Origin of the sequence: Bradyrhizobium sp., from assembly GCF_049519115.1 — a bacterium.
Taxonomy (GTDB): Bacteria; Pseudomonadota; Alphaproteobacteria; order Rhizobiales; family Xanthobacteraceae; genus Bradyrhizobium.
In genome coordinates this window covers 1-13,555 of sequence record NZ_JBEKRB010000056.1, presented here as the reverse complement: position 1 = coordinate 13,555, position 13,555 = coordinate 1, and the positions used below count along the sequence as shown (strand labels likewise).

At 57.2% G+C, this 13,555-nt stretch carries 11 protein-coding genes; 3 read left to right on the top strand and 8 right to left on the bottom strand.

From position 1 onward, the window contains the following. Positions 1 to 508 precede the first annotated feature (508 nt). Positions 509 to 1,699 (top strand): polysaccharide biosynthesis/export family protein, encoded by a 1,191-nt coding sequence (locus tag ABSE61_RS29820; protein ID WP_423874753.1) that lies wholly within the window; start codon positions 509 to 511, stop codon positions 1,697 to 1,699. 269 nt (positions 1,700 to 1,968) lie between these two features. Here the strand turns inward: ABSE61_RS29820 and ABSE61_RS29815 are convergent, their stop codons facing one another. Continuing rightward, positions 1,969 to 2,958: a UDP-glucuronic acid decarboxylase family protein gene (locus tag ABSE61_RS29815; protein ID WP_423874752.1), complete on the bottom strand. Its 990-nt coding sequence runs from the start codon at positions 2,956 to 2,958 to the stop codon at positions 1,969 to 1,971. Between the two features lie 288 nt (positions 2,959 to 3,246). Here ABSE61_RS29815 and ABSE61_RS29810 point away from each other — a divergent pair, with 288 nt between their 5' ends. Together ABSE61_RS29810 and ABSE61_RS29805 are read left to right on the top strand one after the other, a co-directional pair. Beyond that, on the top strand, positions 3,247 to 4,725 hold the full coding sequence (locus tag ABSE61_RS29810; RefSeq protein WP_423874751.1) for a GMC oxidoreductase: 1,479 nt from the start codon (positions 3,247 to 3,249) through the stop codon (positions 4,723 to 4,725). 12 nt (positions 4,726 to 4,737) lie between these two features. Beyond that, positions 4,738 to 5,721, top strand: coding sequence for an aldo/keto reductase (locus ABSE61_RS29805; protein ID WP_423874750.1), 984 nt, complete (start codon positions 4,738 to 4,740; stop codon positions 5,719 to 5,721). Positions 5,722 to 5,867: 146 nt separating this feature from the next. Here the strand turns inward: ABSE61_RS29805 and ABSE61_RS29800 are convergent, their stop codons facing one another. The 7 genes from ABSE61_RS29800 to ABSE61_RS29770 form a co-directional block, all read right to left on the bottom strand. After that, the gene (locus tag ABSE61_RS29800) at positions 5,868 to 7,058 is read right to left on the bottom strand and encodes an acyltransferase family protein (protein WP_423874749.1); all 1,191 of its coding nucleotides are present in this window, start codon (positions 7,056 to 7,058) and stop codon (positions 5,868 to 5,870) included. Between the two features lie 87 nt (positions 7,059 to 7,145). After that, on the bottom strand, positions 7,146 to 8,327 hold the full coding sequence (locus tag ABSE61_RS29795; RefSeq protein ID WP_423874748.1) for an NAD(P)-binding domain-containing protein: 1,182 nt from the start codon (positions 8,325 to 8,327) through the stop codon (positions 7,146 to 7,148). A 90-nt stretch (positions 8,328 to 8,417) separates the two neighbouring features. Beyond that, positions 8,418 to 9,761, bottom strand: a complete 1,344-nt coding sequence (locus ABSE61_RS29790; protein ID WP_423874747.1) for a hypothetical protein — start codon at positions 9,759 to 9,761, stop codon at positions 8,418 to 8,420. A gap of 433 nt (positions 9,762 to 10,194) precedes the next feature. Next, on the bottom strand, positions 10,195 to 11,118 hold the full coding sequence (locus tag ABSE61_RS29785) for a glycosyltransferase family 2 protein (protein ID WP_423874746.1): 924 nt from the start codon (positions 11,116 to 11,118) through the stop codon (positions 10,195 to 10,197). Between the two features lie 74 nt (positions 11,119 to 11,192). Beyond that, positions 11,193 to 12,170, bottom strand: a complete 978-nt coding sequence (locus tag ABSE61_RS29780; protein ID WP_423874745.1) for a hypothetical protein — start codon at positions 12,168 to 12,170, stop codon at positions 11,193 to 11,195. Between the two features lie 394 nt (positions 12,171 to 12,564). Beyond that, positions 12,565 to 13,218 carry a PIG-L deacetylase family protein gene (locus ABSE61_RS29775; protein WP_423874744.1) on the bottom strand — a complete coding sequence of 218 codons (654 nt, stop codon included), beginning with the start codon at positions 13,216 to 13,218 and terminating at the stop codon, positions 12,565 to 12,567. Next, positions 13,215 to 13,555: glycosyltransferase family protein (locus tag ABSE61_RS29770; protein ID WP_490338380.1), on the bottom strand; the 341-nt coding region annotated here is incomplete at its 5' end. The genes ABSE61_RS29770 and ABSE61_RS29775, both read right to left, overlap by 4 nt.

Genomic DNA, 13,555 nt, shown 5'->3' with positions numbered 1-13,555 from the left:
AAGCGCGAGAAGACCAAATCACCTGCCCTTTGCCCTCATCCGGCCTGATTAAGCGGCTGTTTCAATACCCTAACCGACGCGCCGAAGCGGCTAGAAATTTGATTAACTCCGATTATGCGACGAGAACCGGCCGACGGGCAGATCTGACAGCGAGGCCGTGCAAAAGATCGGCTGATAGGCGGCAAATGCAGTACCAGTGCCAGGAGACGGCTCCTTCGTTAACCTTTTTGCTGCAATCTATTTGGACAAGCAACGCCCGCTAAATCATTCCCCTAACCCGCAGCGGCTTGCAACGAGATTTACATAAGTCAGTGCGGAACAATTGTGGCCTAACCGCAACACCCCCCCGAAAACCTGGATCTTAGACGGGAAAGCCTACGCATCAGCTTTCACTTCACGTAAAACCTTAGCCGAAGTTAGATTCATGGGGCATTCGGTGGGCATTTGTCGCGTCCTCTTTGGCTTGTTGGCACTCGCTATGGTGCCGGCACTAGGCGGCTGCGGGTGGATGCCGGTGACCGGCCCTGCTGCCACGGACATCTTATTGGGCCAGCGCGACCCGCTGAGCCTCAACTATGCGGTCGTCAAGGTCACGTCGAAAGCCATCGAAGTCCAGTCCCGCAACCTGCCGCGCTTGCTCGCCTTCGCTGACAATCTGCGGCCGCACGACATTACATTCGGCGTCGGCGATATCCTGAGCGTCACGATATTCGAAGCTGCTTCTGGGGGCCTTTTCATTCCGTCCGAAGGTGGCGTGCGGCCGGGCAATTTCGTCACCATTCCGAACCAGGCCGTCGACATCCACGGCAATATCTCGATCCCCTACGCAGGCTCGATCCGTGCGCGCGGGCGGACCCAGGTCGAAGTGCAGGACGCCGTTGTGGCGGCCCTCAAGAATCGGGCAATCGAGCCGCAGGTCGTGGTATCGACCGTCGAACAGAAGACGTCCATGATCAGCATCCTGGGCGAGGGACGCTCGGCACGGATCCCCGCCAACACCACCCCCGAGCGGTTGCTCGACGTTGTCAGTCGGGCCGGCATGGTGGGGACGACGGGGACCGCGGTCGGCTCCTCCGGGGCTGAAACGTGGGTGCTTTTGGAGCGAAACGGCCGGCGCGCTATCGCCCCCTTTGGGGCGCTCATCTATGAGCCGGCCAACAATATCTACGCGCACCCAGACGATACGATCTACTTGTATCGAGAGCCGCAGACCTTCCTGGCCTTCGGTGCGGTCGGCACGCAGCAGCAGATCCCGTTTGGAGCCTGGCGGCTATCGCTTGCGGAAGCGATCAGCAAAGCTGGCGGTCTACTCGATATCCAGGCAGACCCCGCCTCAGTCTTCCTCTATCGTGGGGAAGCGCGCGACGTCGCCGCAGCGCTGGGCATCGACTGTTCGAAATACGAAGGCGCTGTCATTCCCGTCATTTATACGATCAATATGCGCGATCCCGCCGGCTTATTCCTGGCGAGTTCGTTCGAGATGCGCAACAAGGACATACTCTATGTCTCGAATGCGTTCGCGGTCGAATCCACCAAGTTCATGACCTATCTCAATACGATCAATACTACTGTTCAGGCTCCCATCACGACCGTCACCACCGCTTATGGCTTGCGGAATATCATCCAAGGCACCGGAGCGGTGCCTAGTGTCTTCTCATCTGGCGCGACTACAGTTGTCACGTCGACGGCCGCACACTGAGTCATGAACGCTCAGGTAGGCAGCGCAATCATAGCAACGCCCAGCGATTTTCAGCCGTTCGAACCCGGGCGTCATTCGGCTTGTGCGGCAGCGACGACAAGATTGTGAATTGCTTGGCGACCCGAGTGCGCCGAGCAGACGGCGCGCCTCAGCTCACTGGGAGCAGCATCCGCGCGTCGCGAGCATTCTCAAAATCGAATGCACAAATGCAACGTGAAGTTCGCGGCAGTCAGTGGCCTCGCTGCCTGAAAAATCGTAGTGACCCGTAATCAAGGCGAGGCCAAGTCGACCATCAAGGACGCACGCAGGCTCTGATCAGACAGCAGTTGCTCAAAATAAGCGATGGTCTGAACGAGACCGTCCTTGAGCTTCGTCCGCGGATCCCAGGCGAGCGCTTGATTGGCCTTGGAAATGTCCGGACGTCGCTGGCGCGGATCGTCTTGCGGAAGGGGCTTGCGAATGATCCGGGAAGATGAACCGGTCAGGCCGACAACAGTCGATGCCAATTCGAGAATCGAGAACTCATCAGGATTTCCGATGTTCACGGGACCGGTCACGCCGTCCGGTGTCTTCATGAGGGTTATGAGCCCCTCGATCAGGTCATCGACGTAGCAGAACGAGCGTGTTTGTGAGCCGTCGCCGTAGATCGTGATGTCGCGACCAAGCAACGCTTGTACGATGAAATTCGAAACGACGCGTCCGTCGTTGGGATGCATGCGTGGTCCATAGGTGTTGAAGATGCGAGCGACTTTGATGTTCAGATTGCGCTGGCGCCGATAAGCGAAGAACAGACTCTCCGCGCAGCGCTTGCCTTCGTCATAACAGGACCGAGGACCGATCGGATTAACGTTGCCCCAATAATCCTCGGTTTGGGGATGAACGCTCGGATCGCCATAGACCTCCGAGGTCGACGCCTGCAGGATCTTTGCGTTCACACGCTTCGCAAGACCGAGCATATTGATCGCGCCGTGCACGCTCGTCTTGATCGTTTGCACTGGGTCGTGCTGGTAGTGTATTGGCGAAGCTGGACAGGCAAGATTGTAAATTTCGTCGACCTCGACAAAGAGCGGAAAGGTGACGTCGTGGCGGATCAACTCGAAATGCTTGTGATCGACCAGCGACTCTACATTCCTACGTGCGCCGGTAAAGAAGTTATCGACACAGAGGACCTGCGCTCCCTCAGCGATTAGACGCTCACAAAGATGGGAGCCGAGGAAGCCAGCACCGCCAGTGACGAGAATACGCTTTTCCAGGTGCATACAAGATACCTTACTGTTCTCGGCGTCGTGGATCTAAGATTTACCCTCGAGCGCTGTTTTGTTTTTGCGCAGCCGCGATGCAATTGATGAAACAATTGGATATTAGTGTCTCAAATATCTCACGGTAGAGTCAAGGCGATGTCGTTCTGATAGTGAATGATAGCGCGTGCCTGCGCGCGCACATCTACTTAACCATAATCGGATTGCGAAGCCTTGCCCAAGCTCTCCGTAGCGTCCCAGATCGAAAGAGGCTAGACACGCGAGACGGAGCAGTTTCGAGGGTATCGCATGAATGACGATCGCCGCGTAGTTGTCATAGGCAGTGGTCCGGCAGGGGCAATGGCGGCGTACGAGCTCGTCCGCAAGGGCATTCCAGTGACCATGTTGGAAACTGGCGAGGACATACAACGCGGTGCACTCGTCAGGATTGCAGGAAGGAATCTCTATCGACATCTTCCACCTATGACAAAGGCTACCGGATTCGTGGTCACCGGCGATCCGGAGACCAATCTCGAATACAACTATGCTCTGGGTGGCCTCTCCAATCAGTGGACAGGTGCCGTACCCCGTTTCTGTACGGAGGATTTCACGGCAGGTGAGCGGGTCCACGAGAAGTATCGCTGGCCCGTCACTTACAATGATCTTGCTCCGTTCTACGAGATTGCCGAAAGGGTCATGGAAGTCACGGCCGATCCCAGCGACGTCCCAAGTCTGCCTGCCGGATATTGTGACTATCAACAGCAACTGCCTGAGGACTGGCTGTCGGTTCGGCGAGCGGCGCTAAAGCACGGGCAGGGTTTCACGACCATGCCCCTCGCCGACGGGCCACCATTCTTGCTCCTGCGCCGTGGCACCTCGTTCAACAGCTACTCGAAATTGCTCGCCAAGCTTCCTAGGGAGCCTGCGTTCAAACTGATCACACGAGCCCATGCACTGAGGTTGGAATGGGATGGTAAGAAGAAAAAGGCCGTAGCCGCAATCTATTGCGACAGGCAGACCATGGCGCAAAATCGAATTAGCGCTAGCGCATTTGTCGTCGCATGCGGACCGCTTAATTCCTCCAAGCTGTTGTTCAGTTCGGAGTGCTGCGACCACCCGAATGGAATGGGTAACGGCGCCGGGTTGCTCGGCAAATATCTGCACGACCACCCCCGTGAGTGGTGGGCTGTTGACGTGGACACGCCGCTCACTTCGCTGTCACCGCCGGCCTATTTGACTCGCCTGCCCCACGCCTCCTCCGACCCGCTACTTGCCTCGTCATGGACGCTAGGTGCGTTCGGAACGGTCGGCAAGATCAAAAGCCGGTTTGGACAGAAGACGAACTATTTTGGAGTGCAAATCTTCGGAACAATGGTACCTGAGGAGAAACACTACGTCCGTCTCGCGAGGGACGACAAGGACGAGTTCGGCTTCCCAGCCTTGGAAGTTCACCTCAGCTTCGATGAAAATGTTTTGGCCAATGTAATTAAGGCGCGCGAGCACCTGTTGCAGCTGATGCAGGATGCCGGCCACCGCGGGACAGTTAGGGAGATCGTCCCGCAGCTGTTTCCCGGAACGGCCAAGCACTACGGCGGAGCGGCCCGCATGCATGTCTCACCCAAGTTCGGCGTCACGGACGGGTCCAATCGACTTCATGAGATCCCTAACGTCCTAGTGGTCGATGCCAGCTGTTTCACGACAGGAGCAGAGAAGAATCCGACGCTTACCGTGATGGCGCTGGCTGCACGCGCGGCGGATCGCCTCGCACGCGATTTAAGAGCCATGTGAGGGAGAACGCGCGTGCGGTACAGGGAGTTTGGGAAAACCGGATGGCGCGTTTCCGAGATCGGATTTGGTGGAGCGCGCATTGGAGGGCTGCTCGCGCAGGACGGCGGTAGAGCAACGTCGATCCGGACGCTTGAGACCGCCTTCGATGGAGGAATAAACTTCTACGATACTGCCGACATGTACGGGCAAGGGGAAAGCGAGATCCTGATTGGCAAGGCTTTCTGCAAAAAGCGCGACAAGGTTTTCATCGCAACCAAAGGCGGCTATTGCCTTCCAGCACGGAAGAGGCTCGTTCAGTTCGTCAAGCCGCTTGCGAAGCCCATCGTTAGAGCGATCGGTCTGCGCCGTGCCACAGTGCCAGCGGCCTTGTCAGGCACGATTTCGCAAGATTTTTCGCCCGGCTATTTGAGAAAAGCCGTGGAGGCGTCGCTGCGCCGACTAGGGTCCGACTATATCGATCTGTACCAGATCCACAGCCCGCCTCAGGAGCAGCTGCGCGGAAGTCAGCTTCAGGATGCGTTGGCTCTTCTCGCGCGTTTGAAGGCAGAGGGAAAAATTCGCGAATATGGAATTGCCCTCGACTCCGTCGGCGATGCTGCCTACTGCCTGGACATGGAGGGGATCGCCAGCCTGCAGATGGCGTTCGGGTTGATGGACCTCGAGGCGCTGGATGGCGTGTTTGACAGAGTGTCGAAGTATAGTTGCGCAATCATTACGCGTGGGTGTTTCGGTGCAGGTGCCTTAAAGCAATCCCTCACTGAAGCCGATCTGCGTGCGATAGAACCAAAATGGCCGCGCGTTTTGCAGATCAAGCGGGCCGCTGAGCGGATGCAGCGTTCGCCACTCGAAGCGGCACTTCAGTTTTCGCTCGGCATCGAGCGCATCTCGGTCACCATTCTGGGCATGCGCACTCCCCAGCATCTTCAGGCCAACCTGCAGTACTACGCGGCAAAGCCGCTGTCGAACGAAGAGAAGAGCGAGCTCCTGGCCCACTAACGGGAAGCGCTGCAGATTGACGTTCGGTACCGCTGTAGAGGCGCCTTTCCCGACGTGGACGAACCGCAACAAGCCGAACCCAGTCAATCAGACCCCACCAGTCACATAGCGTGATAAGCAAAATCCAAGTAAAAGGTGCGCGTGACCTACGAACTTCGTTCGTACTCAGTGGCGCCGGAGAATGTCTTGACGGCGGGCGCACGTCCGGGCGCCTTCACCAGCTTTGGCTCCAACCGCATGAATGGTCGTTCGAATACGCAATGGAATGCATACGAAGCGACCACGATGAGTGGCAGACAGATCACGGCCAGCACCACGAAGTTGAGGTCATCGCTCAACCCCAGCTGACGCAAAGTGAACCACGACAAATGCAGCAACGGAGCATGGACAAGATAGATGCTGTACGAGAACAACCCTATACGCACGAGCCACGGCGCGCTGAGTACGCGCGCCACCCGTCCCGCTGGATCCAAAGCAAGCTGCAACACCGCAAAAAACGCAACGGCTGTCGCCAAATCGTGGACTAGCCCATTGCCACTGCCCAAGCGCAAGATAGCAAGGCCGGCCAGAACGACAAGTGCAAGAGCCCACCTGGGCAATATGATTCGTCCCCTTATGGCAAGTGCTGCCGCGAGCATGCCAACGGCGAATATCTCCAGGTAGGAAAAAGGGCCGTCGCGCAGCACGGCACCTATTGGCAGCGGCAGTTGATGGTATGTCACCCGAATCGCCGCCGCGATGAAAAGTGTCACGGCTAAGGTTACGACGGCACCAGTTCGGCGGAAAGCCCAGACCATAAGCGGAAACAGCAGGTACAGCTGCCACTCCAGGCCAATCGACCACATCGGGTAATCGATTTTCATGGCGTGGGTTGGAATCAGGTTGTGAAACAACAGCAGGTGGCTGGTAATTACACCTGGGTCGAGTGTGCTGACATCGAACCACTTGCCTACGTTCAGGGCCGGAAATGCGACGAGAGGAAGGCAGAAGGCTCCGGCCCACAAGTACGGCGGTGCGATACGCGTCCAGCGCCGCCGTATGAAAGTACGCCAATTCGAAAACTCCGGTCGTGCGGGATTCTTTCGAACGCATGGATAGTACAGACAGAATCCGCTCAACATCAGAAACACCATGACTGGAAACTGCCCGAAGAACAGGGTCGCAACGACAGGACCAACCACGGCAACCTTCAACATTGTAGCCGGGACCGACGTCTCAATGGCGTGATGCAATGCGACCCAGAGCGCCGCGAGCGCACGCAGGCCGTCGATGTATTCAAGCCTTGACGCAGTGCCGGTCGGCACGGTCGGCGAATCGGCGAAACTCGAGGCAGACATGCTTGCACAAACCTTCCTACTGACTCTGATCGTACCGAGATCAAGTACGACGGGCGGCAGTGGCGCCGTCGGCAACGTGGAGTATGCCTAGATTTTGCGACCAAGACGACGCGCGAGTCGCGCCGACGCCACCTCAGCTCCCGTCACAAAGCGGAACAGCGGGCCGAAGCACATGAAAGAGAGCGGACCTGTGAAATGGAGTCCGGGGACAGACGATTCGAAATTGATACTAAGAGTGGGTGCTCGCTCAATGCGATCGATGCGCCCCAGGATCTCCGGATCGAGGAATTTGAGGCGAGATACGTCGGCGTCGTAGCCGGTGCCAGCGATAACAAAATCGACCTCCACTTTCCTCGAGCCACCTTCGCCATCTCTCACTTTGAGCTGAACACGTTGTTTCGCGTTGCTGGCCTCGATCACCTCGTGGCGCACGTGGATCGGCACCTTCCCCAGCACGCGATCCTTGATCCACCACGGTGAGGAAGGGCCCAAATAGCGCTTCACGAAACGGGTCCGTCGTTCGCGTGGAAGCCTGTAGACCATCAGTGGCAGTTGCTGAAGAAGCCAGTTGTCTCTTCCGGCACCAAGCACTGTCGTGGGGTTCTTGATCCTCTCCCATAGAGGACGCTCGCGCGGAGTGCGTCCGTGGAAGACGGCTTCCTGGCCACGAACAAAGACCTCACTGCTTCCCCCGGCTTCGCGCACCAGAGCGCCAGCCTCGATGGCAGATGACCCGGCTCCAATGACGGCAACGTTCTTATTTCGAAACTCGCTATAATCCGAAATATGGAATGTGTGCCGCATAAAGTCGGGACGCAGTTCTCGCAATACGTCGGGAATCTGGGCCAACCCTGAAAGACCGGTACAAACCACCACTTTGCTCGCGTGCAGACGCTCGCCCGATGACAAAGCCAATTCAAATCCACCGGAGCGCAAGCTGACCCTGGTGACTAGAACTTCCTCCACATCAGGGACAAACCGCTTCTGCATCTCGAGGCCATAGGCCGAAAAGCTCTGCATCGTACACGGTTCGAAATCCTCGAGCCCATTCTGCCGGCACCAATTGGGGAACGAGTGGCCGTGCTTCGGTACATAGATGTTAGTCGCAAATGCCAGAGATTTAAGGTTGATGCCGACTGGCATATCGCGCCAGAAGCGCATTACCTCTCCGAAGATACGATATTTCACGCCCCGCGTGCGGAGATGCGCGGCCAACGAAAGTCCGTAAGGCCCCGCTCCGACAATCGCAACGTCGGTGTCTAGCTTCATTCTAATAACCACTCTTTCACGTTAGCTCTTTTCGGCACCGATGCAGAAGGCAGGTATCGCCGAGAACCGAGGCTGGACATGCAATTTCATTCAATGACTTAATTCGTCGGCCACTTTTTTCCCAAACTGAACCTCTGCTTTAGCACCCACACGTTCTAAGCCATGCTGCCTTATGAACGCGCGAGGATGCCGCAAAGAGTGCAGCAAATACTGGGCCACGTCTACAAAGGCGGGTAGCTCGTCGTGGGGGTCCTTGATGGCATCAATGATTGTCCCTTGCGATCCTTTGGACCAATCAAGCCAGCGCACCGCATCCTTGCGGGGGATCGTCCGAAAAACGCGCTGCATTTTAATCATCGTAGCGAGAGCGAAATGATTGCAAAAGCCAGCGACATTATCATCTGTTACTAAGCCGCCGCATGTTATGAGTCGGGTGACCTCAGCTTGATTATTCGTCGCTGCCGCATACGCCAGAGCCGGCAACTCCATGCCACGGGCGATATCGAATGCGATTTGGTGGTAAAGGCGCCCATTGAAATCAATCAACATCGCCTTTCTTTCAGCAAAAATGAACTCCAACTCGAAAACCCCATAGTATCCGATACGCTCACATAGCCGCTTTACCTTATCGGCCAGAAGCGGGTCGACCAAAGCCGGTTCAAAGCACAATCCCACACCAATGCCGCGCGGTTGCTGCACGATTTTTCGCGCCGCGCGCATAATCACTGCACCTCCGATTTTTTCACGAAAACCAGAAATCGAGTACACATTATCGATGGCCTGAGGGTAATACTGCTGAATAAACGGCGCCATTGTTTCGGGACATTGTTTGGCGAACTCGCTGTTAGTCGATTGATCTTTCATGTAGCTGTCAAAAATCGACTGCACGCGATGCCCACGGCTTTCGACGATAGTGCCTTTTGTGCCGGTTCGCTGGGCAAGTTGTGAGCGAGGCTTGATCAAGACGGCTTCGCCTACGCCTTTGGCGATTTTTGCTGCTTCTGCGCTACTTTGCGGATACCAAGTCGGAGGGGTTTCGATGCCAATCGCCTGAGCACTTTGCATGAGAAGCCGCTTGTCGAGAATGTTCATGACGGTGTCCAGGCCCGGCTGGTACAGTTCGAAATCCGCACTCAACTCATCGCGGTAACGAGCCAGAGCGAACAATACAGCGTCACTGGTTGCATAAATCGCCTGGCGCGGGCGGCTACGGGCTTTCCGCGATAGCCATTCGGCCCAAGCGGCGGAATCCTCGAATGCTGGACACCTCAAGTGCTGGCTTGAATAGTGCGAATATCGGCTGTGACAGATCATTGAGGGATCTACAGTCACGACATTGATGCCGGCTCGACCCAGCGAGCGCACAGCCGCTAGGGTCCCGTAATAATTCGCATTTCCCAAAAGAATTGCCGCTGACTGCGTTTCCGTCTCCAACAGAGCCTCTCTTTCGAGCTAATTAGTCCCATGGGACCTGCACGATACCAAACCCGCTTGCAAAACTCTGTGAGCACGAGGGCGGTAAATAGACACCATAAAAACTGCCATTTGATCGGCCCGGGCAACTCAGGCGGCTTTACCCGGCGCACAGGTAGGGTCCAGGACGCTCAAAAATCGCCACCCATGCGGCCGAAACTCCGATTCGATGACTGACACGGCGGACGGCGCGAAAGCCCCCCTGAAGGCCAAATGCGGCCCAGGCTCGACCACTTATTCATCGGCGTTTCAATTCGTGACGAGTCTCATTTTTGTGAGCCCCTTTGTGTGCCCCGCGTGTCTTGCTCTCAACAAATAGAAAATGCGCGTCGGGAGTGTTCGGCGACGGTTAGCGCCGCTGGCCCGAGGGGGCCTCGCCGCTGCTTTTATCTCCTTACTCCCAGTTATAAATGCCCTGCCGGCGTTGCGCCCGAGGCGCCAAGGTGGCGGCGGCCACCAGGAGGTCCTTCGCTAGATTCGGCGCGTAGCGCACGCCCCAGTACGCCACGGTCATGGCGCAACGCAGCCGCTCCGCCAGCGATATCGGCGCAGTCATGACAGCGTTGCCGAAGCTGAACAGTTCGAGCCAATTGGGAAAGGTCGCCTTGCCCTTGGCGTCCGGATTGTACCAAGCCATGCGGTCGCGCCAGTTGCCCACCCAGTTCTTCGGGTGAAACCGCTTGTAGAAAAGCGGGCGGTCGATCGACACGAAAGGCCCGTGGAACGCCAGTCGGCATAGGAACACTTTGTCAGCGTCGATGAAGTTGTCCATCGGTCGCACGCCCCTTAGGATGTCGCCGCGGATGACCCCATAGACGGCATCGCAGTTGTGGTTCCGGAATATCAACTCTTGAAAGCGCCGCGAGGGCGTGTCAGCCGTACCGCGCGCGTTACGATAGTGGCGACCTACACGGCCGACCTCATCAAGCTCGACAGTAGCTGTGAAGGCAATGACGACATCGGGCCGTTTCTCGAGGACGGCGAGGCACTCTTCAAGGTGGGTCGGCGCTATCTTGTCGTCGTGTGCCGAGAGCCGTACGTAGCGACCGCGAGAAAGCTGGATAGCGAGCGCCTGGTTTCGGGCGCCCCCGATGTTACGTTCATTACGCTGGTAGCGGATACGGGAGTCGGCGTCGGCAAACTTCCGACAGATCTCCTCGGTGTGATCCGTGGAAGCGTTGTCCGTTATGATCAATTCGAAATCGGTAAACGTCTGCTCAAGGATCGAGGTGATCGCCTCGGCCACGTAGTTTTCGCCATTATAGACTGGCAGGCAGACACTAATGGCCGGCACAGTCTCGACACCTGTCTTCTTCATCGACCCTGCTCTCCTTCCTCCGCGGCCGATCGTCACTCTGCTGGGAACGACTAGCGTATCCCTGGACGATCTCTTTAAGTGCCTGTGCCGGACGGACCGTTAACGCGCTCCAGCCACGCCTCTCGCCAGTATGGATAAATCTTCCGCGGGCAGAAGAACCGCCCAGTACTGCTGTGGCCGGAGCAGACAGCCCCCTCCAGTTTGACGCAGTCATCGGCGAGCCGCAGCATGCGTCCCGTATGTTCTTCGATGATTTGGGTCACTCGTCCGCGCACCTGCATCACCTGGCCGCAGAACTGAGCCATCTCGACATCGAAGTGGAGGCCGCGGTTATTGCCCTTCGTCGTGAGCGTTGCCTCGATTGCCTCCCGCGACTTCACCCGCGCCCACTCCCCGGGCTTAAGGTTGAGCGCTGCCGGTCGCGGTGGTGTCTTCTCGTTCGGTCCTTTCGGCCAGGGCAACATCTTGAAATGGTGTAACGGCTGCATGTACGCCACCCGCGCCATAACCTTGGCGAACATCAGCGGACCGACGTTGCCCGAACGCAACTCATTGAAGTAAGGACGGGGGTCAGTGGTCGACAGCGGTACAGACGCCTTGTTGGCCTCGGTCACCTGGCACTTCCAGGGGACATCCTCGCCTTTACCCTGAGTGGGAGCCCTGACGTTAGGTTCGATGCGCGCCCGCAGCGCGTCAACGTGGGTTGGATCCTGTGAGACGGTCGGCGCAGCGAGCGTGTCGACTTTCGTCAGCCACGCTTCGTTCCAGTAGAAGCGGCAGTCGGCCTGACAGCCACCGTGAGCGCTTCCGTCGCAACGGAGGTCGTCGAGCAGAACGGTGCTAGTCATTTGCCTGCTCTGCAGCGTGCTGCCGATAGTGTCACAAATCTTGTCCGCCCGTGCCGACACTGTGAAGCGACGGCCAAGGTACTGGATCATCTCAGGCATGAACGGCATCGCGCCGCGCGCACCCTCGCTGTCGAGCGTGGCGAGGATCTCGCTGGCGCTGCGCAATTCGACGAGATCGCCCCGGCGCAGGGCCCCTTCTCGCATGTTGTCATCTCCTGATGATGGGACGGCCGCGGAACGTCTGTTCGGCCCTGCGGCCACTGCTCCTGCGCGACCAGTTGGATGCAGGTCCTCGTTGACAGGACCGCTGTCTAAGCTGCTCGACCGCACTCCGGCGCTGGCACTAGCCGACGTCATGATTGCTCTGCAATAAAAACTAACTCGAACTCGGATAAGTATTTAACAAAGCGCAACGATACAGTGTCCTCACCACAGTGTCCACACCCGCAGATTGATACAAGCAGGTTTGGCTGGAGAACCACACGCCGTAGCGAATTCTTCGCTAAGCGTTAACATTACTTTCTTGGATGCCGGCATTCGCGGTGCGAATATCCATCGATATTCGGACCGATACCAGGCTGCGAGCCGGATGGCACGGTCAGATCAGGACAAGCTTCCGTCCGAAAAATGCTTCGGCATAGCGCTCTGGCGCACGACATTCCAAGCCTCTCAGTCGGGCCAATCCCATAAAGGTTTCTGCATCGAACCATTGCTTGGAACGCTGACTGCCGAAATGTGACAACAAGAGATCGACCTTTCGCCTCAGCGCGCTTGCCGAAACCGGGACATAGAGATTTGGCTGCCCCATATCTCCATCCCACTTGGGAATTTCGTACTCGAGAATACAGTGATCCCGGAAGGTATTCCAAGTCAGACGGCTCACTTGGCGGTGGTCTTGATGCGCATCGTCTCCGCGGTGTGTGAGGATCAGGTCCGGATCGACGCGACCTTTAAGATCCTCGAACCACGACTTGATCGCGCTGCCTTGCTCAGGAAAAAGACCGTCCTCAAAAGACATCACCTCGATTTTCGCGTTCTCTGCCCCCGACAAGAACTCAGCCGCCGAGGCCGCGGCTTCTGTCTTGCGTTCACCGACACCGCTCAACACACACCAATGTACGTCAAGGCAAATGTCGCGTTCCAGCATGCTCAGGAGCGTTGCGCCTGCTCCAATTTCGATGTCGTCCGAATGCGCTCCCAGGCACAGTATCGATAGCGTGGCGCCCGGCGGAGCAAGCTGGAGCGTCTTCATGCAACCACGTTGCCGTTGGTTTTCGACGGAAGGTGCCAAGGAGTTTCCCCGCGCTCAACCATCTCCTCGAGCAGTTGCCTGTCTCTGAGAGTGTCCATCGCGCGCCAGAAACCCTCGTACTTGTATGCCATCAATTGTCGACGTTCGATAAGCCGATTGAATGGCTCGAGCACCAGTTCTTCACCCTCCCTGATGTAGTCGAAAATCTCCTTCCGAAAAATGAAATAGCCCCCGTTGATCCAGATGTCCGACTCCTGACTCGACCGGATCCGTTGCACTGAACCCTCCGAGTCGAACTCCGCAAGATGAAAGCTGATCGGCGGGTGGATCGTAATGA

What these genes read in the sequence shown, in the direction of transcription:
- ABSE61_RS29815 (WP_423874752.1), bottom strand. Translation starts at nt 2,958, where the DNA reads ATGCACCTGGAAAAGCGTATTCTCGTCACTGGCGGTGCTGGCTTCCTC.
- ABSE61_RS29810 (WP_423874751.1), top strand. Translation starts at nt 3,247, where the DNA reads ATGAATGACGATCGCCGCGTAGTTGTCATAGGCAGTGGTCCGGCAGGG.
- ABSE61_RS29780 (WP_423874745.1), bottom strand. Translation starts at nt 12,170, where the DNA reads ATGCGAGAAGGGGCCCTGCGCCGGGGCGATCTCGTCGAATTGCGCAGC.
- ABSE61_RS29795 (WP_423874748.1), bottom strand. Translation starts at nt 8,327, where the DNA reads ATGAAGCTAGACACCGACGTTGCGATTGTCGGAGCGGGGCCTTACGGA.
- ABSE61_RS29820 (WP_423874753.1), top strand. Translation starts at nt 509, where the DNA reads ATGCCGGTGACCGGCCCTGCTGCCACGGACATCTTATTGGGCCAGCGC.
- ABSE61_RS29775 (WP_423874744.1), bottom strand. Translation starts at nt 13,218, where the DNA reads ATGAAGACGCTCCAGCTTGCTCCGCCGGGCGCCACGCTATCGATACTG.
- ABSE61_RS29785 (WP_423874746.1), bottom strand. Translation starts at nt 11,118, where the DNA reads ATGAAGAAGACAGGTGTCGAGACTGTGCCGGCCATTAGTGTCTGCCTG.
- ABSE61_RS29800 (WP_423874749.1), bottom strand. Translation starts at nt 7,058, where the DNA reads ATGTCTGCCTCGAGTTTCGCCGATTCGCCGACCGTGCCGACCGGCACT.